This is a genomic window from Rufibacter sp. XAAS-G3-1, from assembly GCF_013623775.1.
In the GTDB taxonomy this organism is placed as follows: domain Bacteria; phylum Bacteroidota; class Bacteroidia; order Cytophagales; family Hymenobacteraceae; genus Nibribacter.
This window is the reverse complement of sequence record NZ_JABFAM010000012.1, coordinates 100,607-124,836: the sequence shown is the minus strand read 5'-3', so window position 1 is coordinate 124,836 and position 24,230 is coordinate 100,607. Positions and strand designations below refer to the sequence as shown.

Sequence of the window (24,230 nt, the reverse complement as noted above, 5' to 3'; positions counted from 1 at the left end):
CAATCAGGATGTAAGAGAGCCCATCCTTTGATATTTCTCTCATACTCTTCAGGTAATTCTTGTTCCCCAAACCAACAATAATGAAATTTTTTTTGGAATCATTTCACCTAAAGCTATTTGCCAAAAATCTTTTCTTTTATTGTCCCAAGTAAGCTTCTTTTCTCATACGTCCGCTTATACCACTCAATATCCTGCTGTTTCCTGACAACTTCGTTAATCAACTTTTTATTAAGCTGCTTATTCCCCTCGTTATTCCTTTCAACTTCAGCAACTTTCTTATTCAAGCTTTCAATCTTTTCGTCCTTTTGCAGTAATTCAGCTTTTAGGTGGAGGATTTCTGCCTCTTTGGCGAGGATGAGTTCCTGTTTTAAAGCCAATTCGTCCAACAAGTGGTACTGAATCTTCTTTAGAGATTCATTTATATCTTCTAAATGGTCGGGCTTGGAGGTGAAATCGTGGAGTAATAATGTATTTCTCATGGCTTCTTTCTTTAAGGAAGATAGTAGATTGACTTATACAGCAGACGCTAAAAGAACACGTTCTATCTTCTTTTCACTACCCTGGTAAGCGGCCTTGTAATTTTTAAAGTTCAGGTCAACATCAAAGTTAGCGCTGCAGATGTCAAAGGAATAATCTCCCATTACCTCCAGCATTTCCTGGTTATTGAAATAGTGCAGGATTTTAACAATGGCTTCCGTCTCATTTTTGAAAACGTCACCGTTCAATCCGGTTTTGATAACATCTGAGTTTCCTACGCAATCACTCAAAAGCACAGGTTTCTTCAGGGCCAAAGCCTCTAAAACACTAAAGGAGAGTCCTTCAAACAAAGAGGTAGAAATAAACACATCTGCTTGGGCTACCATTTCTTTCACGGTCTGAGGGTCTTGCCAGCCACTAACAATTATATTTTTAGCAGTTAAGGCCGCTCTTTCTTTACCGTCACCGGCCCAGATGAATTCTATTTGGTCAAAGTCTTCAAAAAAGAGGGCAATGGCATTGAACAGAAATGGATTTTTCTGCTCCTCAATTCTGCCGGTAGTAATGACCTGAAACTTCTCGCTTTTGGCAACGGGAACACTGGCTAGTGCTGTTTCCTTCAAGGAAACGCCGTTATTGATATAGGTGGCCTTGATGCCTATTTTCTGGTATTCGGCTAACTCTGAGGCAGAGCAGCATACCACCTGTCCTCCCATTCCGTTCCCGAACTTTTCTATCTGTTTGAAGAGAAAGCTCACGATGGGGTTACCGGCCGAAAGGAAAGGGGCTCCGTTGGGAGTATAGACCACATTCTTGATTCCGGCCAATTTACAGGCAATTCTACCTAAAAGGCCGCTTTTAGAGGAGTGCAGGTGAACGGCATCTACAAAGCCTCTTTTGTGAAGTCGCTTGAGAATGCTCTGTAGTTCGCTCAGGGCCAGAAAGTCTTTAAAAGGATTAATAGACCGTTGCGCGGACTTCCATCTGATGAAGCGGACGTTCTGCCTTGGAAAAGTTTTTTTAACTTCTTTGGCAGACATTACCTGCTTCCGTTCGCCATGAATGACAATATGGAGGTCACCTGGCATCGTTTCCGTAAGAGACTTCACAAAAACGGCGACTCCTGAGGCAAAAGGTTCTATTACGTGTACTATCTTCATTACCCGGGGGATACAGCACTAAAGCAACTGTCTAAACTACAAGAGTTCCTGTTTCAAAGATAACTAAATTTCTATTGTGAGTATTCACAGAATCGTATTAAGACTATTTATCTTTTTATAGACCGATAGGTACCCCTTAACCCCTACTCAGAGATATTAAAAACATCATTTTATTTCATTAATGACATTTCCAAACAACGCACCCTGCTATAGAAATAAAATATAATATTTTACGGTCATTACTCAATCCTGAACTCCATTCATTAGATAAGCCTCTCAGATCAGTCCAAAAGTCTGGGCCAAAGGCATGGAAAAACCATAGTTACACTTTTCCTGAACTCAGCTTATTTTTAATGAGCAGTATTACCTGGTAAGGCAATAGCCTGAGCAGATACACTTTACTCTTGCCCACCAATTTTTGAAACGCATTAACCCCGAACTCAGAAATCACCCGTTGCCTTCCCTTTAACTGGGCTTTCCGGTTAGAGATGGAAATGCCTTTTGAGTTGATTTCGCAGGTGACTAAGGTTTTGTCCAGAATAGCCCCTTTGGTTTGGTGCAGCATTTTAAAAAAGAGGGCATAATCCTCTACATGAGGAAAATCTGTGGGATACAGCCCAACCAACGGAACCAGTTCCGTCCTGAACATGACGGTTGGGTGGATGAATACATTTCTGGAGTGCATTTCAGACAAAATGGCCCCATGCTGCGTGGGGGTGGTATACGTGTAGTGAAAACCGGTGGAAGGGTTTTGGAAAACACACCAACTCCCTAGCAAACCCACCTGCGGGTTTTGCTCCAGGAATTCCACTTGCCGGTAAAACCGATCTTCTTTGCAAACATCACCGGCGTCTAGCCTGGCAATGTAGCGCACCGTCAGGTTAGCCTCTATCCATCGCAAGCCGGTATTCAGGGCCTCCGTGATTCCGCTGTTCTTTTCCAAACGCACCACATAAACGGAAAAAGGAAACCCACCTGCCCCCACCAGCGCCTCTACCTTGACAGGTGACTTACTGCCATCATCTACTATCACCATGGAAAGCTTGCCAGGGTAATAAGAGACGCTCTCCACAGACGTTCTTAACCCTGCCTGGTTGTTATAACACGGCAGGAGTACACAAACGTCAAATGCAGGCTTTACGGTAGGGTTGCTTTGCTCCAAAATAGGATGATGTATTGAGATGAGGCGAAGTTAGCGAGGGGCTGGCGCTGTTTCAATTCCAAATCTACGTACCTCCGCGCGGTTCACAATAGATTCTTCTTGCCTCCGGCTAAGTTTTTATTGGCTGTTTTACCCAAATAACCAGAAAAACAAGCGCTTAAGTACATGGCCCCGAAAGGGAAAAGAATAATCTTAATCGTTTTTCCATCGTTTTCTGTAAAGGAGAGCAAAACCAGGACTCTGAGACAACGTCCTGTTACTTTAAAAGAAAAAGGCAATGCGATTTTTTGTTGAAAAAGGATCTGTGGTGCGCGAGATCTGGGGGAAAGGCGATACGGTTCTCTTTATCTTCGCGGGTTCTTCTGCGGAGTTCGCCCTGAACAAGGCGGTAGATTGGCTCTACTTCACCGGTCGGCTGCCCGCTGATCCGCTGGGCAGGCTTTTCTCTACCGTGGCCTATGCCCGGCAGATTGTTTTTTCGCCTCTGGAGCGGGCGCATCAAACCATTGACAAAATGGCCAGCATTCATGCAGCGGTTGAAGCCAAACGCGGGGCCACCATTCCAGATTGGGCGTACCGCGATGTGCTGTTTATGCTCATCGACTACTCCATCAGGGCGTACGAGGTGCTGGAGCGGGAACTTACCACTCCAGAGAAAGCCGAAGTCTTTGAGGTGTTTTACCGCGTTGGCCACCGCATGGGCTTGACGGGGCTACCCGTTACGTACCCAGATTGGCTGCTCATGCGGGAACAACATCTGCAGCAAGACCTTGCCATGAGCCATTACACCAAGGACTTGTTCCAGCAATACCAAAAGCATTTAGGCAAACTCAGGTACCGCTTATTACTGGAAGCCCAGGTGCTGGTAGTCCCAGACCGCGTGAAAGAACTGCTGGGTTTCCGGAAGGCTTCCCTGATCACCCCTCTCCTGCACGGCTACAAGGCCAGTCGGCTCCTGAAACTGGATTGGTTTCTGAAATCCATCATTCTCCCCACCGCCTACAAAAAGGAGATCAAGGATTTAGACCAGCAACCAGGGTCAGCTACTTGATCCTGCTACTTAGTACCTGATGTTACGCGGGAGCCTGGCTCCCCTCCGTAGAAGAGGAGCCAGGCTCCCGCGTTTTGGGGCTGTTTTTCGGAAAACGAGCCCAAAACGAAGAAACCTATGAGGTCTTAAAGATTCAAAGGTGTAGAACCACACTATTGTTGTGCGTAGAGTTAGCCGGAGCGCTCTACGCACCTTTGGACAGCCAATCTCCTGATTGGTGAGCCATCGGCGCAGACGCTCGTAGGTTCTCCAAAAGCTACGAGGTCTTTTGGAGCAAGCGGTATTACAGGGTGAACCAATAATAAAACCGGCGCGAGCCTCCGGGCTCGTGACAAAGGATGAGGCGCGTCTCCGGACTCGCCGGGAACCACCGGCAGAATTGCGTAACGTCAGTTTGCACTACCCGAATAAGAATACGTTTTAGACCTAGTTTCAGGAAAACAGACCTTAAACGGAATAGACAGCCAGTAGAAATTTTATTCTAATTCCTGTTTCAGGCCTAGTTTCCAAAAATCAGGTTAAAAACAGAACCTGCACAAGAATGCAGCTAACAGAACCCCTCTTTACTCTGCCCGTACACGTTGTGTCATCTAAAATCAGGGAGGCGTCCGTTTGTAAATCAGCTTTCTACCGGCCGCGTATGATACCGTAGCTAGTTTGCACTAATGATAGAATGCTGCAATTTACTGGTTAGCCTTCAACAAGTTTTATATTTCCTTAATGAAGAGAAGTTGCGCGCTTCTCACACCCACGAAAACAGCATCATGCAACATAAAGACATCTCTTTTGGATACCACTGCTCGCATGAGCAGTTTAAACCCAGCCATTTGCTAACCCTGGTGCAGCAAGCTGAACAGGCTGGTTTCGGGAACGCGCTGTCCTCTGACCATTTTTATCCCTGGAGCGAAAACCAAGGCGAAAGCGGATATGCCTGGAGTTGGCTGGGCGCCGCCATGCAGGCCACTTCCCTGCCCTTCGGGGTAGTATCGGCGCCGGGGCAGCGGTACCACCCGGCCATAGCGGCGCAAAAGGTAGCTACGTTGTGCGAGATGTTCCCGAACCGGTTCTTCATTGCGGCGGGCAGCGGGCAGTTTCTGAACGAGCGCATCACGGGGCAGAAGTGGCCCAACAAACAGGAACGGAATGACCGCCTGAAACTCTGTGTAGACATTATGCGGGCGCTCTGGCGGGGCGAAACCGTAACCCACAAAGGCTTGGTGGATGTGGAACAGGCCAAACTCTACACCCGTCCTGACTACATCCCTCCGGTCTTCGGCGCAGCCATCACCCCAGAAACCGCTGAGTGGGTGGGCAGTTGGGCCGATGGTATGATTACTATTTCTCAGCCGCCAAAGGTGTTGAAAGAGATAGTGGAGGCTTTTCACCGAGGCGGAGGCGAAGGCAAGCCCATGCATTTAAAGGTGCAGTTGTCTTATGACACCACTACAGAGAAGGCCCGGCAGGGCGCGCATGAGCAATGGAAAAACAACGTCTTCCCTTCGGCCCTGCTCTCAGACATTCCCACGGTAAAAGGATTTGATGCCGCCGGCAGCATGGTGAAACCAGAGGAACTGGATGACGCCGTCAGAATCTCAGACAGTGCCCAAGAACATATTGACTGGCTGGCAAATGACCTGGAACTCGGCTTCACGCATTTCCACCTGCACAATGTGAACCTGGCGCAAGAGCACTACATTGAGTTCTTCGGGGAGAAAGTGTTGCCGCAGTTGAGAGCACTTTAAATGAATTTGTTCACTCGCTCGCCTCTGGCGAGTGTGGGCTACCCGCGGCTTCTGGCCGTTAGCGGCGGCACGCCGGAGGTAACGCACACTCGCCAGAGGCGAGCGAGTGTGCTACTTTGGTTTATGAACTACTTTTCACCTTCTTTGGCTAAAATGAAACAAAAACGCCCCTCCACTGGAGGGGCGTTTTTGTTTCATTTTATTTATTCGGATATAAAATGTCATCAATCCTGACTAACGCATCCTGCAGATGGTATTTGGTCAAATCATTGGTATTGCGAGTGGAGGCACTTTTTAATTGTTTCTGCAACTTCACCAACTCTCCTCTCACCACCGACCGGATGTCTGATTGACTGACATTCACCTGTGGTCTGGAGGCTCCTCCTCCCTGGGCGGTTAAAGGCTGTGGGGCAGGGTTCACATTCAATAAGAAGTTTACCCGGTCTAAGTAGGCTTTTTGTAGGTTCCGACGGTAAATGTCAATCGGCTGGCCGGAATAGGCCTCGCTCCAGATGCCGCGCTGTAGTTGCCGCACCATGTCCAAGGCCGTGTAATTCACTTTGTGGGCTTCGTTCTCCATGAGACGGGCCATGCGGGCCGAAGAAAGTAAATTATCTAGGTGGCGGGTCTGCAAACTCCTGATGCTTTCTACATGGTTGGCCGGGTCAATATTTCTACTGATTTTGGTCTGGTGCAACCAAGCCGGGGACGAAAAAGCATGCGTCAGCATCCAATTAACCGAAGCGGTCTGTTCCTTGCTGCTCACCGGTGTATAGATGTACCCTTTTTGGTTCGGCTTCAGCCTATTCTCGTGCACCCCGCCCACGTTGGTGGCTACGTGCCCAATGTAGCGGCTCCATACGCCCAAAAGCTCATCGTACAACTCAGCCAAATCATCATAGTCATTGGTTTTGGCGGCCGTCCAGTTATACAACTGCGGCACCACTTTCTTTAGGTTCGCAAGGCCGTACGTACTGGCCTTCACTACATCACGGCCAATGCCTTCGGTCTGGCTATTGGGGTCATGTCCGCCGTTGCCGCTCCCGAACTGGTAAATCGGGTCCCCCGATTTTTCGTTTATCCACTTAGACAAAATAGGCACTTCCTGTTCCGGCGTTTTCGCGTCTGGCAGATAGCGGTAGCCCCAGTTGATGGCGTAATGGTCATACGGCCCCAACTGGCGCACAAACCTGATGTTCTTATCGCCCGGCTGGGCTACGTAATTATAGCGGGCATAATCCATAATGGTAGCGGCAATCCCGTACTTCTGGGTAAAAGCCCCGGAGCGCAAAGAATCTGTAGGATAGGCGGAACTAGCCATCATGTTATGCGGAAGGCCCAGCGCATGGCCTATCTCATGGGTAATCACCTCCAGCATCATTTCGCCTAAATCTTCCAAGGGGGTTTCCAGCGTACGGGCACTGGGGTTAGCGGCGCCGGTTTCCAACAGATACCGGTTGCGGTAAGACCGAAGATGGTTGTGGTACCAGATGATATCGCTCTCAATGATTTCGCCGGAGCGCGGGTCTGACACACTTGGCCCCACGGCATTGCGGGTGGTGCTGGCCACGTACCGAATCACTGAGTACCGTACATCTTCGGGGTTGAAGTCCGGGTCTTCCTGCGGGCTGGGCGGGTCTTTGGCGAGGATGGCGTTTTTGAAACCGGCGGTCTCAAACGCTTTCTGCCACTGCTCCACCCCTGCTTTGATGTAGGGCCGTAACTTGGTGGGCGTGGCCGGATCCAGGTAGTAGACAATGGGTTTTACCGGTTCCACCAACTCTCCCCTTTTATACGCGGCCACGTCTTTAGGCTCCAGACGCCAGCGTCTGATGTAGGTTTTCACATCGGCTTTCAGGGCTTCAGAACCGTAGTCAATCTGCCGGATGTTGAAATACCCTACCCTATAATCATCAATACGGGCTTGCATGGGCACCTTGGGCAACAGCACCATAGACTGGTTCATGACCATACTGATGGAACCCGTGGCCGAGTTGGAAGGCGGCTCGGCGGCGTCATACGTCAATTCCTGCCGCACCTCTATGTTCATGGGGAAGCTTTTGGCGCTTACGATGAAACTACGGGATTCATCTAGGCGGTTCACTTTGTAATCGCGGCGCAGGTTGGCGCTGAGGCCACTAAACGCTTTCACATCGCTTAAAAAGAATTTAGTGACATCAATCACATACCCGCTGGAATCCCGGCTCAAGGCCGCAATATCAAAGGCGTACAGCGTAGGCTGATAGTTGTTGGCTCTCACTGAAAGGCTGATGGGCAGAGAATCGGCGGCTACGGCGCTGTAGGATTTTGTTCTAAGCAGGAGTTTGTTGTCTACTTTCTGCCACTCTACCATCTGCTCATTCACTGACGAACCCGCATTGACGTATCCGCCGCCTAAACCGGCCGGCAAATCCGCAATCCGGCTAATCCAGAGAATATCCCGCTGCAACAACGAGTCCGGAATCTCATAGAAATACTTCTCGCCCACTTTGTGGATGGTGAAGAGACCTTTGTCAGATTTGGCATCTTTGGTGATGACCTGATTATAGCTCTTCATGCCAGATTCAGGGGCTTTTGGTCTGGCCGAGGCCTCGGGCGAGGAGGGGCTGGCGCTTTTTTGGGCAACCTTAGAACTGGTACAGGCGGAGTGGGTAAAAACCACCAGCGCTGCCCAGCCTAAAGTCTTGTACAATTTCAGCATTGCTGTCTGTTTGTTAGGCTTGGGAAAAAGGATTTGTATGCGTCTTCGGCATTCATGGTGCCTAAAGAGCTCTCAAAGTAAGAATTATTCCAGCAAACGGCACGTCATTTCTGCAAACCTTCTGAATTAGCCGCCCTTGCGCCTTTCTATTTTAGGGCTCCTTTTCAAAAACTGCCTTAAAAACAGATAAATACCTGCCTCTCTCCCACTTATCGCTAGGAATCATTTCCCATCATATTTTCTTACAGCTATGTTACCTTTGTAAATGGGCGCGAGAAATGCCGGGTGTAATTTTTATGCCTTTACCCCTACTAACTACTTACCAGATTCAAACCTTAAATAACCAATGAGATTTTTTAAACAGATGACGTACAGCCTTGTCTTTCTGGCTGTACTAATATCCTGCCAGCGGCTAGGCAAATCCAAACCCACGGCGAAGCAGGACTTTAAAGTAGACTATGAAAAGTTTACCCTGGGCAACGGTTTGACCGTGGTCTTCCACGTGGACAAATCTGACCCGGTGGTGGCTGTGGCGCTCACCAGCCACGTAGGTTCTGCCCGCGAGAAAGAAGGCCGTACCGGCTTTGCGCACTTGTTTGAGCACCTGTTGTTTCTGGAATCTGAAAACCTGGGCAAAGGCGGACTGGATAAAATGAGTGCGCGTATTGGCGGTTCAGGGGCCAACGGTTCCACCAGCCGCGACCGTACCAACTATTACCAAACCGTTCCCAATGACGCTTTAGAGAAAATGATTTGGGCCGAGGCTGACAAGTTGGGCTTCTTCATCAACACGGTGACGGAACAGGTACTGGCCAAGGAAAAACAGGTGGTGAAGAATGAGAAACGCCAGAGCAATGACAACGCGCCCTACGGCAACACGTCGTACGTGATTGACCAGAACCTGTACCCCAAAGACCATCCGTACCATTGGCAGGTCATCGGGTCACTGGAAGATTTGCAGAACGCGACGCTGGAAGACGTAAAGGAATTCTATCGCCGCTGGTATGTGCCCAACAACGTGACCTTGGTGGTTTCCGGTGATTTTGAGCCCGGTCAGGCAAAAGCCTGGGTGCAGAAATACTTTGGGGAAATCAAGAAAGGCGAGAACATTCCGGCCCTGGAGAAGAAACCGGTGGTGCTTTCCCAAACCAAGAAACTGTACCACGAAGACAACTTCGCGCGCCTGCCCGAACTGACCATGGCCTGGCCCAGCGTGTACACCTACCACAAAGATTCCTACGCCCTCAGAACCCTCGCCACTTTGCTGGCCGAAGGGAAAAAAGCTCCTTTCAACAAAGTAGTGGTAGACGAAAAACAACTGGCGGGCCGCGTAAACATGTACCAAAATAGCTCAGAGCTGGCCGGTCAGTTCATGCTCAGCATCAGGGGTTATGAAAAAGTAGACCTGAATAATATTTATACGGCCGTGGAAGAGGCGTTCCAGAAGTTTGAGAAAGAAGGCTTCTCAGACGCTGACCTGAACCGCATCAAGACCTCGCAGGAAGTGAGCTTTTACAACGGTTTGTCCAGTGTGCAGGGTAAAGGCTTCCAGTTGGCGCAGTACCAGATATTCGCGGGTGACCCAGGGTTCATCAGCAAAGACATTGAGAATATGCTGGCCGTCACCCGCGAAGATGTGATGCGCGTGTACCAGCAGTACCTCAAAGGCAAACCGTACGTGGTCACCAGTTTCGTACCGAAAGGACAAGTGAACTTGGTGTTGAAAGGCTCCCAGAAAGCCAGCGTGGTGGAAGAGAAGATTGTGGAAGGCGCTGAGGAGAAATTTGATGCCTCGGCCAAAGCCGATTATCCGCGCACCCCGTCCAGCTTTGACCGCACCAAAGAGCCGCCTTACGGCCAAGCCCCCGCAGCCAAGGTACCCAACGTTTGGGAGAGAAAGCTGGAAAACGGCCTGAAAACGCTGGGCATTGTAGACCGCGAAGTACCCTTGGTGCAGTTCAACCTCCGTATCAATGGTGGCTTATTATTAGAGGATTCATCTAAAGTAGGCGTTTCTAACTTGCTTTCTGAATTGCTGCTCAAAGGCACCAAAAACAAGACCACCGAACAACTGGAAGAAGCCATGGAAGCCTTGGGTGCTTCCATCAGCATCAATGCGGGCGAGGAAAGCTTTACCATTAGTGGTCGCACGCTGGCCCGCAATTACGCTCTTACCATGGCCCTGGTGCAGGAGATTCTATTGGAGCCCCGCTGGGACGAGCAGGAATTCAAACTAGTGAAACAACAGGTAGAAAGCCAGATTAAACAGCAGAAAGCCAACCCCAACTCCATTGCCGATAACAACTTTAGGAAACTGCTCTATGGCAAAGACCACATTTTATCCCGTAACCTTCTGGGTACCGAGGCTTCTTTAAAGGCGATTTCCATTGAAGACCTTAAAAACTACTACGCGGCCAACCTGTCACCAACGGTGGCGGCGTTCCAGGTGGTGGGCGCGGTAGAACAGCAGGAAGTGGCAAACTCCTTGGCGGGCCTGAACCAGCACTGGAAAGCCAGAGAAGTGAAGATGCCCAACTACCCTACCCCATCGGCTCCTACGGCTTCAAAAGTATACTTCTATGACGTGCCCGGCGCGAAACAGTCGGTGTTGCGGTTTGGGTACCTGGCGTTGCCGGTGACGCACCCAGATTATTACCCGGCGCAGGTGATGAACTACATTCTGGGCGGTGGCGGCTTTGCTTCGCAGTTAACGCAGCAGTTGCGGGAAGGCAAAGGGTATACGTACGGCATCGGGTCTTCTTTCTCGGGCTCCAACCTGCCCGGCCCATTTGCCATCCAGAGCGGCGTGCGGTCTAATGTGACGTTTGAATCAGCTGACCTGATCAAGCAGATTCTGCAGAACTACGGCCCCACGTACTCGGCCCAGGATCTGGAGGTGACCAAGGGCTTTCTGATCAAAAGCAACGCCCGCGCGTTTGAAACCATGGGCGCGAAGCTGGGGATGCTCAACAACATCAGCACCTATGGCCTGCCGTATGATTACGCCAAACGCCGCGAGGCTTTGGTGCAGCTAATGAGCTTGGAGAAAATCAAAGCTTTAGCCCAGCAATACGTGAACCCTAATAAGATGTATTACCTGATTGTAGGTGATGCCGCCACGCAGTTAAACAAACTGGAACAACTGGGCTTCGGTAAACCGGTTCTGCTCAAGTAATTTCCTCTACCTTCCTTAAAACAGCAGCCCTTCCAGACCTCTCTGGAAGGGCTGCTGTTTTAGGGCTGTTTTTGAAAAACAAGGGCTACAACCAAATCGCAAAAACGATCTTCCCTGAAGAAGAAGGAGGAAGAATGGCGCACCCGCCCGCCGGTGTCCATGATTACTGCTGATCTGGAATGGAATGCGTACGAACACAAGCAAACGGTCGCGCCAGAACCCTTCCTTTTTCCTGGAAGCTTTCTGGAAAGCCCTTTACAAGATTTGGTATAAAATCCACGTCGCATCTTTCTCCCTTTTCTCGTTTAAGGGCTGTTTTTCAGAAAATAGCTCTAAAACGAAGGTGCATTCTTTTAAACTCAGCCTGTTACGCATCCTGTTTTCCCTCAGATACCCCCTTCTAACAAAACCACAACAGCGTTTCTATCAGCATCTTATCAGCAAACCAGATAGCGCCTTGGTTCTTCTAAACACTGCTAAAAATAGATACCCTGGATTGCTCTTCCCAAACAAAACCCTATATTTAACCCAAACGTCTGCCTTCTTTCACCGCTGCATACGATGCTACTATACCAAGACACCCTCCTTCAGCTTGAGTATGATCCGGCTACCGATATTCTGGAGATCACTTGGCCAGATCTTGAACCGGAGGTATTGCCTGAGATAAGACAGGCTTTTCAGATGTTGGTGGAAACCATCAGAAACTATGATGTAAAGAAGCTCCTGGTAGACGGCCGCAAGGCTACCATCAACATCTCTGACGAAGAAAACTCGTTGCTCATGCTGAAGATAGCCCAGGAGTTAGACGCCACCCGCCTCCAGAAAGTAGCCAGAATTGAATCTTCTGACCTGAAAAGGGAAACCCAGGCGGCCGAAAACCGGATAAAGATCCAACATATCCTGGGCGTACATTTTGAGATGGTGAATTTCTCTGACCGAACATTGGCTTTGGCCTGGCTGAAATCCAACTCTTAACCTTTACCTACTAAGAAATGCATAGACGCACCTTGCTACAAGAGCCGCACATCAGCCTTCACCTTGATGTGATTCATGATATTCTCTATGTAGAATGGGCGGGCCCCCAAACCGAAGAAACGGCAAAAGACGGGTGCGGGAAATTGCTCAAGCATGTAGTTAGCACCAGAGCCGCCAAAGTGTTCAATGACAATACCCTGGCCACCGGAATTTGGTCTGGTGCCGCTGAGTGGGAAGCCAAAGTCTGGTTTCCGGCCCTGTACAAAGCTGGCGTGAAGTATTTCGCGTGGGTGCTCTCCCCTGAGCTTTACAGCCAGCTCTCCACCAAAGAAACCCTGAAACACACCATCAACGACATCATTGTCCTCAGTTTTGAGGAAAAGGTCTCCGCCGAGAATTGGCTGAAGGTTATGTAGGGCCCACACGTACTCCCATCGGCTGACAGCCGATAAACAAAAAGGCCCTGGCAGAACTGCCAGGGCCTTTTTGTTTATCGCTTATGAAAAAATCCTCTGCTTTAGATAGTGTCCGTAACTACCAGGAGCGCGTAGATGATACCTGGAAGTACAAATAAAAGCGTCAGCAAAAGGCTTATCCAGAATCTGCTGTTGAGCCCTTCATGCAGGAAAACAGCCAACGGCGGAATCAGAATGGCCAGGATAATCTTCACCACATCAGCGGCATCATTGGTTCCCCTCAGCGCCTCTTTCACTTCTTTCTTAAACTCCTTTTTCTCGGCTTTGGTCATGGTGGCGAGGCGGCCCTTCACAGACTCCAGAACGGTGTTCTCTTCTACGGTCAGAACAGGGGCGGCCGCTGTGGGAGTAACCTTCTCTCGCGTAGTTCTCTTGGTTTCAAACAAAACAGGTTCAGCCGTTTTGGTAGAAGCCTCTAATATTGGCTCTGCCTCTGGTTGGGCATTGGCGGCAGAGATTGCCGTTGCTTCAACCGCAGAGGCAGTGTTCTCTTGCACGGTATTCACCGGCTCAGCTTTTGCCACTGCTTTTTGGTAGGTCTCTGGCTTAGCAGACGTGAACCGATAATACTCTGTTGAACTACAGGCAAACAGGAACTGGCCCATGAACACAACAACAATGAACTGTAGTAAACCTTTGAATTTCATAGTACTAATTTATTAGGTGGAACGAATACGTTTTACTGGGTTCCTCTTCCTCCTGACCTGAACCTAGGCTCTGAGGAAGAAAGCACTTTTGCACGCACCTTCCTTAGTACTATACTTTTCAGCAATTTGTTATAGATTGTTCTACGCTCTAAAGAAAATTTCTCACAGAACCTGTTTGGTAAAGCCGAACTAAGAGCTTGTTCTCCAATAGTTTTACTTGAAGCACCTGTTTTAAGGATCTTTTATGGTTTTTCGCCCGTAAACACCTCGCTCGGTAATTGGATGGTCACCTGGGTGCCTTCGTCTAATTTACTTTTCAGCTCAATGTTTCCGCCCAGGGTTTCTACGTGGGTTTTCACCAGAAACAGGCCTATGCCTCTGCCCTTCTTATTGGTATTGGCATGAAAGCGCTTGTACAGCTTAAAAACGTTACTGCCGGCCTTGGCCATGTCAAACCCAGAACCGTTGTCTGAGAAGTCAATGCGCAGTCCTCCTCCGTTGGGGCAAACCTGGCCTTGCATCTTCACTTGCAGCTGCCGGGCTTCTGACCGGTACTTGATTGCGTTGGAAAGTAAATTATAGAAAATGCTGTAGAGGTACGCCCGGTTGGTGTTCAGTCTGATGGTGGGGTCAATGTCTACCAGCACTTCTCCGTTGTGCTGCGACAATGACTCCAGAAAGTTCAGGCGTACTTGCTCAAAGATATCGGCTAAGGCAAATACTTCCCTTTCAGAAATGTCCTGCTGGTCTCTGAGCGAGAGAATCAGGTTGAGGTCACGCAAGACCGTGTCCATCTTGAACACACTCGTCTTTAGGTGCGCCAGTGACGTGTCATACATTTCTGAATGCTTGTCTAGCTTGGTGAGGAAATCTGCCAGCCCCATGGCGTTGGCTACGGGTGCGCGCAAATTGTGCGAGACAATGTACGTGAACTGCTGCAGATCACGGTTCTGCCGGAACAGATCACGGGTCATTTCCTGCTGGCGTTCTTCGGCCTCTTTCCGGAAAGTGACATCTTTCTGGATGACAATGTGCTGGGTAATTTCTTCCTCTTCGTTATGGACGGGCGTAAAATCCATGGAGATCCACACCCTTTCGCCCGATTTACGGTAGTAGAGCACCAGAATATTGAAGGGAACACCCACTTGCAGTTTCTCCTCAATCTCTTTTGCCTTTGCCAGATCGGTCTCCGGCCCCTCCAGAAAGGTACTTAGAGGCTGGCCTTTCACTTCCTCCAACACATAACCTGTGTTGCGGGTGAATCCATTGTTCACCCATTCAATTCTACCGGCAGGATCTGTAATGATTACCCCATTGGAGATTCTACTAGCCACCAATGACAGTTTCTCCCGCTCCTGTTTGGCAATGATTGCTTCGGTAATGTCTGAGAAGTACACCAATAGGCCCTCTTCAGACGGAAACGCTTTCACCTCTAACCAGATTTTAGACTCTTCCAGGTAAGACTCAAACTTAACCGTTTGCCCGGTGCCCAGTGCCTTCTTGTAGTAATGATAGAAGCTACTGTTGATCAATTCAGGAAATACCTCCCAAATTGTTTTCCCCACGCATTGTTCCCTTTTAAGCTGGAGCACCCGCTCAAACTCGCTGTTTACCAGCTTAAAGCGCCAATCTTCGCCCAACATGAAGAAAGCATCTGTGATACTCTCAAAAATGGTGTGCAGCGTTTCGGCCTGCTTTTGAATGGTAGACTGCGCCATGTAGGCTTCAGAAACATCTTCTACAATGGAATGAACCCCAATCACTGCGCCGTTCACCAATAGGGGAATTTTGGTCACATTGAGACTCACCAGCTTATTAGGCTCTACTTTGAACTGCAGATGGAAGTTGGCAACCTCCCCCTGAAATGCCTTTTCCAGGTTAGACGCACACAACTCCCCCGCTTCGGCCGGAACGAAGTCGCACAGTTTCTTGGAAAGCACCTCGTGTTTTCCAAGCCCCAGAAAAGAAAGGAACCTGGGGTTGGCATCCAGAATGTTTCCTTCCCTATCTTCATAGATAACCAGGTCTGGATTGTTATCAAACAAAGACCGGAAGCGCCGCTCGCTTTCTGCCAGCTTTAAAGTAGTCAGTTTCCGCTTGGTGATGTCTCTGGAACTAACCACCAGTGCTTCAATCGCCGGGTTCTGTAGCTGATTGCTCACAATGGCGTCAATCCACCGCCACTCGCCGTCACTGGCCCTGAACCTAAAGTCGGGCACCTGAACCACCTCTTCTTCAGAAAGTCTTGCCAGGGCGTTTTCTACCATCCCTGCTTCTTCTGGGTGGATAAAATGGAGAACGTTGCAGCCCATTAAATGGCCCGGCTGGTAGCCCAGCTTTGTGATGGCTCCTTCCACATGAATGTAGTCCCCTGCTTGGTTGAGCAAACCAACCATGTCTGACCCATGCTGCACCACCACATTGTGCCACTCATCCTTCTCCAGCAGTTTCTGCCGGGCTGTCTCCAGGTCTGAAGCATTTCTGCCCAGGCAGGAAAGCACGTTATCTTCTGCAGACCAGGTTGCCGTCCAGGACACGGGTACTTGCTTTCCGTTCAGGTGAAGGCAATAGTTCACGAAATTCTTGATAGGCCTGCCCTGGATAGCGGCCTGCACAACTTCCCGCGTCACGGATTTGTCTTCGGGCGAAACGACACTCAGGTAATTCTTGTGCAGTAATTCTTTGTTATACCCCAGTACCTCTTCCCAAGTAGCGTTTATGTAAATAAACTTTCCGTCTCCGTCAATGGCACAAAGAAGGTCAGATGAAATGGCAGACACCTTCTGCAGGATGTTTCCGTTCCATTGATCGTCTGTTATCTCCACCTGTATATAACTCACCGTTTCTATCTAGTAATTTTCTACTTTGCAAGTTACTACACTTCACCCCAATAATAGCATTATTATCATAAAATGGGCAACATTCTTGAATTATACAATTTTAACCAAGTAGAGCAATAACTAGTAACCCTTAGCCATTATACCCTTATAGGCTAATAATATGGCAAGTTTAAGATAGGACTGATAGGTGTTTTCCATCAAAAAAGCAATTATAATTGGCTAAACACAAACATAACTATACCTATAAATATTTTGGTTTTTGCTTTAGAGTTATTGGGGCTAGATACAAAAAAACACTATAAAAATAGAAGTATACTCTATACGTTACACGTTGCCTACTACATACAAGACACTATCTAACAATGAGTTGAAGCCCAAAAGCTCATTTACAGCAGAACAGATCTCCCGTGCTAAACCAAAAGGCAAACCCCGGTTGGCAAAGCTTACAAGTGAGCTTCACCAACCGGGGGGTTAAAGCATAAGCGTTACTCCTTAAACCGGAGCAATCGCCTTTACTGGTAGATAATTGCTAGTGGCTCCAAGTCTTAGGCAAGGGAAAATCAAAGTTCTGCGACAACTTTCCTGAAGTCTGATTCGCTCAGGGGTTTCAAGAGACAGGTAGAAATGCCTAAGGAGCGCATCTGGTTCATGTCAGACGCATTGGACGAGGTGGACAGGACTACAATTTTGGTGGAGGCGTCCTTTACCTGCGGAAGTTTGTAATACTCTTCCAGAAAAGAAAAGCCATCCAGAATGGGCATATTGATGTCAAGCAAAATCAAGGGAGGAAACTCTGCCGGGCTTTTCAGTTTCTGCAGGTACGACAATCCCTCCATTCCGTTCAAAGCCACTATAATTTCCTCTGCCATCCCCGTCTCTTCAATCACGGTCTGGTTCAGAAAATTAGTTATCTCATCATCCTCAATCAGCAAAATTGATTTAATACGCTTCACTTGCAATCGGTTTCAGGGTGGTGACTTAAGAGCTTGGTTCAATTTCATCTTTGCGCTGCAAACCTCAAATTTAACCAAGCTCTAAGGGCGTAAATTAAAAGTAAACTGGCGAATATATACCTATGCACCGGGCAAGTATTCGTTGAATGTTGTAAAAAAGTGCCGAAAACCCTCTTTTCAGGCCTACCCAAGAAGAAAGCCGTTCAGGTTGAGATTGGAAAAACGCCACCTTGCGTGTAAGTTCTAAGAGCTGTTCTTACATTTGCCCAACCCCAGATAAACTAACCTTCCGCAATAAGCTTATCGTTCCCCAGTCCCTCTTCCTGAGAATTTTGCTGATGCGTTTTTTGGCTGTTTTTTGGAAAACAGGCTCTAAACGTGGAAACCGGAGGGTAGAGGCCAGGCACTGCCTTGTCTCGGGTACGCATGGCTTCTACCATTGTTTTTTTTTGCGGGGCAAACATCCTCCCTTCACCCAGCGTTTTGGGGCTGTTTTAGGGAAAACGGGCTGTAAACGGCATTGGCATAGACACTCGTAGGTCTAAAGGCACTACGAGGTCTTTGGCGTAAGCAGTATTGCCGGGTGAGCCAACAAAAAAACTGGCGCGAGACTCCAGTCTCGTGACAATGGACGAAGCGAGTCTCCAAACTCGCCGGGAACCGCCGCCGGGAGTTGAAACGGAATGCTTTTTACCTGCCACAGTGCAGACACGCTTTTCTTTGACTTTAAAGCATGTTTATCAATGGTTTATTGAAAAAAGCATAGTAGATTACTTTCTTAAACCTCTAGCCTTCTGCACCTATGAACACCTCTACTGTTTTGCCTGATTCCTTTCTATCGCAACTTCCCTACACGGTTCAGGTTGACTTGCCTACCCTTTCGCCGCAACTACAGAATGACTTCTTCTCGCAGTATGTGCAGCGGCGAAAATCCAAGGGCTTTGCGTATCTGCTTTGGGTAATATTCGGGTTGCACTATGCGTATGTGAACAGGTGGGGAATGCAGTTCTTTTTCTGGATTACCGCGGGTGGTCTAGGAATATGGTGGCTGATTGACCTGTTCAGAATGCCGGGCATTGTGCGGGAATACAATCATGCGCTAGCCTTGCAGATCTTGGGCACCGCAAGAATGGCGCACCGCATCTAAGCCCCCCTACAGGATACACCCAGCCATAGAGGAGGTGCTTAGGTAAGCGGCAACCCTTGTTTTGGCCCTGGTTTTATAAAAACAGGCTGGAAACGGCAGAAGGAGAAAAAGCCTTCCTGAAGGCCTCCGCCTTGGCGTGTTCAGAAAGTTGTCTCACGAAAAGGGAGAGCCAGAAGGAAATTCCCATTGAATTCTTAAGCACCTAAGCCCTTGGGGATATGGAGGATTTCCTCCCGGCACCAAGCTCCGCACGGGACAAATACCTATAAGGCCGAACATTTTCTGCTCACCAAAGTACTTAAAAAGCAAAAGGAAACAACTAACCCCAGACCACCATGGATACTTATAACCTAAAGCCGGAGAACATGCGGGCCCCCGAACATCTGAATGAGAAGGACATACGCAAAAGCTTAGAGGAGTTGGACGCCAAGATAAAGGTACTGCAAGGCCGCGCCCACGCCACCACCGCCGATTCCCAGAACACGTACCATGAACATATAGCCGCCCTGGAAGCCAAACGCGCCCTCATCGCCCAGAAACTGAATGACACCTCCACCGCAACTGACAGCACCTGGCAGGATATCAAGCGCGGCCTAGATGACCTAACCGAGGGGATCAAAAAGCTGTTTTAGCCAACTCACCTATCCGCTTACATCTTTGGAAACACCGGCGTTTCTGGGCTTGTTTTACAGAAATAGCCGCAAACAACGTCTCCTGTAAACGCCTGCGTCACCTAAAACCAGCGCCAACCCCAACTTTGGTAAGTGGGGCATCAAGCATGGAGACCACATTCGTTTGACCTACTTTTTTGTTGTCCTCCTGGGAGGCTCTTGGGCGCGGGCGGTACTAGCGCCCCATTAAAGCTATTTTAGTCTGCCCACAAGCTCCTTCCAGGAGGACAAGGGAGTATAAAGCATTGCTGTTTCTATGCTAGCGTGGCAGAAAGTCAATTGTTCTATCTTGGTTTTTGGCCTGTTTTCTAAAAAAAGCTCTTAAAACAACGCATACAGAAAAGAGCTGTCAGACCATGGTATACATCACCAAGAAAAGGAAGTGGGGCATAGCGAAAGGCTATGCCCCACTTTAGGCGGTGCCTTTTAGGAGAACTACGTTTACGAAGTGGCGTACTGTTCAGAGATAATCTGGAGAATATCTGAGGTTAGCGGCTTAGAGAAGAAATCGTTTACTTCTGAAAGATTACGGGCGTGGGTAATGTCATTTTTGTCTACCGCCGAGGACAGCACGAACAGCAGGCATTTCTGCGTCAGTTCAACGGGCAACTTCTTGTACTCCTCAATAAATTCCCATCCGTCCATCCCCGGCATGTTGATATCCAGAAAGATAATTTCCGGAAAATCCTGCGGAGAATTTTTCACAAAATTGCTCAAGGCACCTAACGCTTCTTCTGCCCACAAATAGCTGTTCACTTTCTGCGCGAACTGCTGGCTCTTAATCACACTTTCACATAGGAAATTGTGGATCTCATCATCATCAATCAAGAAGACGCTACGATATTTCTTCATTTCAGGGTGATACTTGAAAATATACTTCAAAAGTGGATTTTTCGCTTAGAGCGTGTTTAAATCTGAGGTTTGTCGGCAAAAATGAAATTTAAACATACTCTTACCTTGCTCTCAACAATCACCACCTGCCTATAGCTTTCAATCAGTATTTTTATTTTATGTACAAACCTAGGTTTTTTCCGGCAATCGTTCACCATAAAATTTGCAAACTGTTTCCATCAATCACCACACTGGCAGCAGATTGGATTCAAACAACAGATATTTTTGCTTCGGCTAGGGTCAACGTTGGCACTAGAAAGGCACCACATCGGCCGCATCACTTCAGAATACAACTTAAACTTTCCTTATCTGCTTACAAGAGGCACTGCAATTGATGGAAAAAACGTATTTTTAAGCCAGCATTTCTTTTACCTAATGAACAATGTCATTCAGTGTATAACTTTTACTACTCCCTAACTTACAGACAGACTTAAATCCCTGACTCCTTTTGGCAAGTAAACTTTAGCAGCACCAGCTACGGTAGAAGAAAACCCTGGGGCTAACGAATACAACAGCGTTCACCGGCTATCCTTCCATTTATATCTAACGTTCTTTTCCTTAAAAAGGAAAGTTTAATAATACAATTCCATAGCCATAATAGCAAAATAAAATCAAAGAATAGGATATACTACTTTTAGCAGGCTGCGTATGGAGGGGAGCAAAACCGCGTTGGGTTATTTTCCTGACGAGTACTCCTTCAGGTTAAACGACACTATCCCAACGCCTCTGAGAAGACTTTTACCTTTTAATCAATGAAATATCTGTACTGCCTACTTTTCCTGGTGCTGCTCAGGGGCTGGGGTTCTTCGGGTTCAATGCTTTGGGCGCAGAACATGCCTAAAACAGAACCTTACACCCTTATCTTCAAACTAAAACCGGTAGCCGCTACCGCCATGAATAAAAGTGCCGGGCCATCTGTGTTGCAGCAGGTGGTGCAACGGGCAGCCTCTGGGAAAGCGCAGCAGAAATTTCCCAGAGCGTCTTCGGCTACGGCCAGAACAACTAAGAAAAATGCGGTAGACTTGTCCCTGATCTATGAGTTACGCTACAACCCAGATCAATCTTTCGCGCAGGTTAAAAAGCAGTTGCTTGGTACCGGGCTGGTAGACTACGTAGAACCGCTGTATCTGCATGAGCCCTTGCATGTGCCCAATGACCCACAGGCAGACTCGGCTTCTGGCGGCCAGAACTATTTAAAGAAAGCCAATGCCTTCCAGGCCTGGGACGTAACCAAAGGGGACTCCACCGTGGTGATAGGCATTCTGGACACCGGCGTGCGCCTAACGCATGAAGACCTCAAAAACAATCTGAAATACAATTACGCCGATCCTATTGATGGGACAGACAATGACGGTGACGGGTTTATAGACAATTTCAGGGGCTGGGACTTAGCCGATGATGACAATGACCCCACGGCAGATGCCAACGGCCACGGCACGCATGTCACGGGTATAGCGTCTGCCCAAGCCAACAACGGGTTGGGCATAACCGGCCTGGGGTACAATGCCAAGTTTCTTCCGGTCAAGGTGTTCGCTTCTAAGGCAACGGGTTCTTTCAGAGGCTATGAAGCCATAGTCTACGCCGCCGACCATGGGTGCAAGGTGATCAACTTATCCTGGGGCGGGGCTAGTTTCCCCTCTGCCTTTGAGCAGGACGTCATCAATTATGCCGTCCTTGACAAAGATGTGGTGATTGTAGCTGCGGCCGGTAATACCAATGATGAACTGGACTTTTACCCTGCCACTTACCAGAACGTGGTGTCGGTTGCCGCCTTAGACGCAAATGATGTGAAAGGAGGTTCGCACACGTACAGCCACAACATTGACCTTGGGGCGCAAGGCGTAGGAGTATATTCCACCACTAACGGAAGCGACAACAGTTACGTGTCTGGAACCGGTTCTTCGTACGCTTCTCCGCAGGTAGCCGGTGCTGCGGCCTTACTCCGGAGCCACTTCCCTAAGCTAACCGCGCGCCAGATTGCGGAACGCCTGCGCACCACTGCCGATGATATTTACTCCCTTCCGGGCAATGCGGACTATCTGGAAAAGCTGGGGAAAGGCCGCCTGAATGTTTACCGGGCATTAACAGAAAACGCGCCTGTCTCTGTTCGGCTTACCTCCTGGAGCATCCTCAACGTGTCTGAGTTAATACCCGGCGGAGAAGGCAGCCTCTCCGGCACATTCACCAACTTCCTGAGTCCGGTTTCGGGGTTAACGGTCAGTGTTACCTCTGCCAGTCCGTACGTGCAGATGGTGCAAGGTAACTTTACCATTGCCAATTTGGGTACCTTGGCCAGCACAGAAAACCAGGCGAATCCCTTCCGGTTCAGGATAGCAGATAATACGCCCACCAATACCCAGGTAACCTTGCGCCTGGGGTTCACCAGTGGCACCTACACAGATTTCCAGTACATCAGATTAATCCTGAACCCAGACTTCTTCACCACCGACGTGAATGACCTGGCCGTGTCGGTCATGAGTTCGGGCAATATAGGGTATAATGGCCTGGACTACACCCAAGGCAGCGGAGTGGTGTACCAGGGCAGTGCGCCTTTACTGGCCGAGGGTGGTTTATTGATTGGCTACTCCCCTACGCTGGTCTCTGACAACATCAGAAACGAAAAGGGCAGCACCGACCACGATTTTTATTCGGTTAACAATCTGAAGCGCAAACAGAATTCTCCGCTCGCGGAATTCTATGCCTCCAGTGTCATGGAAGATTCGCTCACCACAACCAAGACCAAAAGCCTGCGGGTACAACAGAACGTTCTTGCCTGGGCCAATGCTCCTAACCGTGCCTTTGTGGTGCTGGAATACATTCTCACCAACCGAACCACAGACACCATCTCTGCTGCCCATGCCGGCATGTTCGCCGACTGGGACATTCTCTCGGCGGCCAGAAACGTAGCCGAGTGGGACAACGACTTGCGTTTAGGCCTCACCAGACACAAGACAGACACCAGCCTTTGGGCCGGCATCCAACTCTTGACCAGCGGAACTCCCGGGTTTTATGCCTTGGATAATTCAGCCGGGGAAGGGAGTATCAACTTGTCAGACGGGTTCTCTACGCAGGAAAAATACCAGGCACTTTCGGGCGGCGTTCAGCGCGAACGGGCCGGTTTTGAAGAAGGCAAAGACGTGTACTTCATTATTTCGTCCGCCATCAAAACGTTGGCCCCCGCCCAGACAGACACCGTTGCCTTTGCCATAGTGGCCGGGGAGACCAGAACGGCCCTTAAAAGGAACGCCAGTGCTGCCCTTCAGAAATACAAACTTCAAAGCAGGGGCTCCGTCACCTCTTCCCCTGCTCCGGTGGCTGCCAACGGCATCTCTGTGTTCCCTAACCCAACGCAAGGCCAGATTACGGTTACGCTGCCTTCCGCGTTACAGCAAAGCACCGTAACCGTGCAGTTGGTAGACAGCAAAGGACAGGTTACCCCGCAGGGTAGTTTCCAGAAGAAAGACCAGCTCCATTTTAACTTCTCCCATCTGGCCTCCGGCATTTACTACCTCCGGTTTGTTACTGCCGGAAGTGTGGTGACGCATAAGCTTTTACTTTACAGGTAAATCTGTTTTGGGCATGTTTTAGCTAAAACATGCCCAAAACGGGGGGCTGCTTTTGCGTGGGTATTGGTAGGTGCATGGAATATTCTGTTCCCTTGGCTTGGCTGTTTTGCGTGGGTGCAGGTGCTGCATTGTTTCATCTCTGGCGCTAAGCGCTCATGGCCGCGGGGCCCCGTCTTCCCCTCTCGCACTGCCCTTTCGGCCTGAACCGTTTGTCTCTCTTAGCTAAAGTTTATCCAAGGCCAAAAGCGAGGCGCGCTCGGGGAAGACTGGAACTGGGGAAACTGGAACTGGGAAAGTAAGAAGTAGCAGCGGTGATGATAGAACCCGTAGAGGCACGGCCTTGTCTCTCACGCATTCCTTTCTACTGCAAAGATGTATTCCCCTCCTCGGAGGGGTAGGGTGGGTTCTGCTTCCCACCACTATGACGCAGATTTACTTCCGTGACTTACGGACACTGCTTAGAAAGCGTGGTGACACAAAAGCTTTTACTTAACAGCTAATCTACCTATGTTTTTAGCTTATTTTGGTTAAAACAGGCTAAAAACAATCTCAAAACACTTTGGCTCCGGCTGTTTTTGAGTCTAATCTCCAGAAAG

Annotated in this window: 16 protein-coding genes; 8 read left to right on the top strand and 8 right to left on the bottom strand. The window is 49.0% G+C overall.

The features are described from left to right. Positions 1-113: 113 nt before the first annotated feature. The 3 genes from HHO50_RS14865 to HHO50_RS14855 all read right to left on the bottom strand — a co-directional run bounded on the left by HHO50_RS14865 (position 114) and on the right by HHO50_RS14855 (position 2,799). A complete protein-coding gene (locus HHO50_RS14865) occupies positions 114-479 on the bottom strand; it encodes a hypothetical protein (RefSeq protein WP_181306856.1) in 366 nt (121 codons plus the stop codon). A gap of 33 nt (positions 480-512) precedes the next feature. Then, positions 513-1,637 (bottom strand): glycosyltransferase, encoded by a 1,125-nt coding sequence (locus tag HHO50_RS14860; protein WP_181306855.1) that lies wholly within the window; start codon positions 1,635-1,637, stop codon positions 513-515. A gap of 322 nt (positions 1,638-1,959) precedes the next feature. Then, a complete protein-coding gene (locus tag HHO50_RS14855) occupies positions 1,960-2,799 on the bottom strand; it encodes a glycosyltransferase (protein WP_181306854.1) in 840 nt (279 codons plus the stop codon). A gap of 277 nt (positions 2,800-3,076) precedes the next feature. Between HHO50_RS14855 and HHO50_RS14850 the strand changes: the two genes are divergently transcribed. Then, positions 3,077-3,850, top strand: coding sequence for an oxygenase MpaB family protein (locus tag HHO50_RS14850; RefSeq protein ID WP_181306853.1), 774 nt, complete (start codon positions 3,077-3,079; stop codon positions 3,848-3,850). A 764-nt stretch (positions 3,851-4,614) separates the two neighbouring features. Beyond that, the gene (locus tag HHO50_RS14845) at positions 4,615-5,592 is read left to right on the top strand and encodes a TIGR03885 family FMN-dependent LLM class oxidoreductase (protein WP_181306852.1); all 978 of its coding nucleotides are present in this window, start codon (positions 4,615-4,617) and stop codon (positions 5,590-5,592) included. A 199-nt stretch (positions 5,593-5,791) separates the two neighbouring features. Here HHO50_RS14845 and HHO50_RS14840 read toward each other — a convergent pair whose 3' ends face one another. Continuing rightward, positions 5,792-8,293 (bottom strand): zinc-dependent metalloprotease, encoded by a 2,502-nt coding sequence (locus tag HHO50_RS14840; protein WP_181306851.1) that lies wholly within the window; start codon positions 8,291-8,293, stop codon positions 5,792-5,794. Between the two features lie 346 nt (positions 8,294-8,639). On the opposite strand from HHO50_RS14840, the gene HHO50_RS14835 reads away from it, so the two are divergent. The 3 genes from HHO50_RS14835 to HHO50_RS14825 all read left to right on the top strand — a co-directional run bounded on the left by HHO50_RS14835 (position 8,640) and on the right by HHO50_RS14825 (position 12,859). Continuing rightward, the gene (locus HHO50_RS14835) at positions 8,640-11,468 is read left to right on the top strand and encodes a pitrilysin family protein (RefSeq protein ID WP_181306850.1); all 2,829 of its coding nucleotides are present in this window, start codon (positions 8,640-8,642) and stop codon (positions 11,466-11,468) included. 561 nt (positions 11,469-12,029) lie between these two features. Continuing rightward, positions 12,030-12,443: a hypothetical protein gene (locus HHO50_RS14830; RefSeq protein WP_181306849.1), complete on the top strand. Its 414-nt coding sequence runs from the start codon at positions 12,030-12,032 to the stop codon at positions 12,441-12,443. 17 nt (positions 12,444-12,460) lie between these two features. Continuing rightward, positions 12,461-12,859, top strand: a complete 399-nt coding sequence (locus HHO50_RS14825; protein WP_181306848.1) for a hypothetical protein — start codon at positions 12,461-12,463, stop codon at positions 12,857-12,859. Between the two features lie 101 nt (positions 12,860-12,960). Here HHO50_RS14825 and HHO50_RS21350 read toward each other — a convergent pair whose 3' ends face one another. The 3 genes from HHO50_RS21350 to HHO50_RS14810 all read right to left on the bottom strand — a co-directional run bounded on the left by HHO50_RS21350 (position 12,961) and on the right by HHO50_RS14810 (position 17,359). After that, a complete protein-coding gene (locus tag HHO50_RS21350; RefSeq protein WP_255478757.1) occupies positions 12,961-13,566 on the bottom strand; it encodes a YqaE/Pmp3 family membrane protein in 606 nt (201 codons plus the stop codon). Between the two features lie 242 nt (positions 13,567-13,808). Next, positions 13,809-16,406, bottom strand: a complete 2,598-nt coding sequence (locus HHO50_RS14815) for a PAS domain S-box protein (protein WP_181306847.1) — start codon at positions 16,404-16,406, stop codon at positions 13,809-13,811. A 560-nt stretch (positions 16,407-16,966) separates the two neighbouring features. After that, positions 16,967-17,359, bottom strand: a complete 393-nt coding sequence (locus tag HHO50_RS14810) for a response regulator (protein ID WP_181306846.1) — start codon at positions 17,357-17,359, stop codon at positions 16,967-16,969. Between the two features lie 802 nt (positions 17,360-18,161). Between HHO50_RS14810 and HHO50_RS14805 the strand changes: the two genes are divergently transcribed. Continuing rightward, positions 18,162-18,506, top strand: a complete 345-nt coding sequence (locus tag HHO50_RS14805; protein ID WP_181306845.1) for a TM2 domain-containing protein — start codon at positions 18,162-18,164, stop codon at positions 18,504-18,506. A gap of 335 nt (positions 18,507-18,841) precedes the next feature. Beyond that, positions 18,842-19,138 carry a hypothetical protein gene (locus tag HHO50_RS14800; protein ID WP_181306844.1) on the top strand — a complete coding sequence of 99 codons (297 nt, stop codon included), beginning with the start codon at positions 18,842-18,844 and terminating at the stop codon, positions 19,136-19,138. Positions 19,139-19,618: 480 nt separating this feature from the next. On the opposite strand, the gene HHO50_RS14795 is transcribed toward HHO50_RS14800, so the two are convergent. Beyond that, positions 19,619-20,029, bottom strand: coding sequence for a response regulator (locus HHO50_RS14795; RefSeq protein WP_181306843.1), 411 nt, complete (start codon positions 20,027-20,029; stop codon positions 19,619-19,621). A gap of 791 nt (positions 20,030-20,820) precedes the next feature. Here HHO50_RS14795 and HHO50_RS14790 point away from each other — a divergent pair. After that, entirely contained in the window at positions 20,821-23,634 is a 2,814-nt protein-coding gene (locus HHO50_RS14790; RefSeq protein ID WP_181306842.1) for a S8/S53 family peptidase, read from the top strand. The last annotated feature ends 596 nt before the right edge of the window (positions 23,635-24,230 follow it).

Coding starts and splice junctions, on each gene's coding strand:
- HHO50_RS14795 (WP_181306843.1), bottom strand. CDS start 20,029: ATGAAGAAATATCGTAGCGTCTTCTTGATTGATGATGATGAGATCCAC.
- HHO50_RS14790 (WP_181306842.1), top strand. CDS start 20,821: ATGAAATATCTGTACTGCCTACTTTTCCTGGTGCTGCTCAGGGGCTGG.
- HHO50_RS14805 (WP_181306845.1), top strand. CDS start 18,162: ATGAACACCTCTACTGTTTTGCCTGATTCCTTTCTATCGCAACTTCCC.
- HHO50_RS14845 (WP_181306852.1), top strand. CDS start 4,615: ATGCAACATAAAGACATCTCTTTTGGATACCACTGCTCGCATGAGCAG.
- HHO50_RS14840 (WP_181306851.1), bottom strand. CDS start 8,293: ATGCTGAAATTGTACAAGACTTTAGGCTGGGCAGCGCTGGTGGTTTTT.
- HHO50_RS14800 (WP_181306844.1), top strand. CDS start 18,842: ATGGATACTTATAACCTAAAGCCGGAGAACATGCGGGCCCCCGAACAT.
- HHO50_RS14825 (WP_181306848.1), top strand. CDS start 12,461: ATGCATAGACGCACCTTGCTACAAGAGCCGCACATCAGCCTTCACCTT.
- HHO50_RS14835 (WP_181306850.1), top strand. CDS start 8,640: ATGAGATTTTTTAAACAGATGACGTACAGCCTTGTCTTTCTGGCTGTA.
- HHO50_RS14830 (WP_181306849.1), top strand. CDS start 12,030: ATGCTACTATACCAAGACACCCTCCTTCAGCTTGAGTATGATCCGGCT.
- HHO50_RS14850 (WP_181306853.1), top strand. CDS start 3,077: ATGCGATTTTTTGTTGAAAAAGGATCTGTGGTGCGCGAGATCTGGGGG.
- HHO50_RS14860 (WP_181306855.1), bottom strand. CDS start 1,637: ATGAAGATAGTACACGTAATAGAACCTTTTGCCTCAGGAGTCGCCGTT.
- HHO50_RS21350 (WP_255478757.1), bottom strand. CDS start 13,566: ATGAAATTCAAAGGTTTACTACAGTTCATTGTTGTTGTGTTCATGGGC.
- HHO50_RS14865 (WP_181306856.1), bottom strand. CDS start 479: ATGAGAAATACATTATTACTCCACGATTTCACCTCCAAGCCCGACCAT.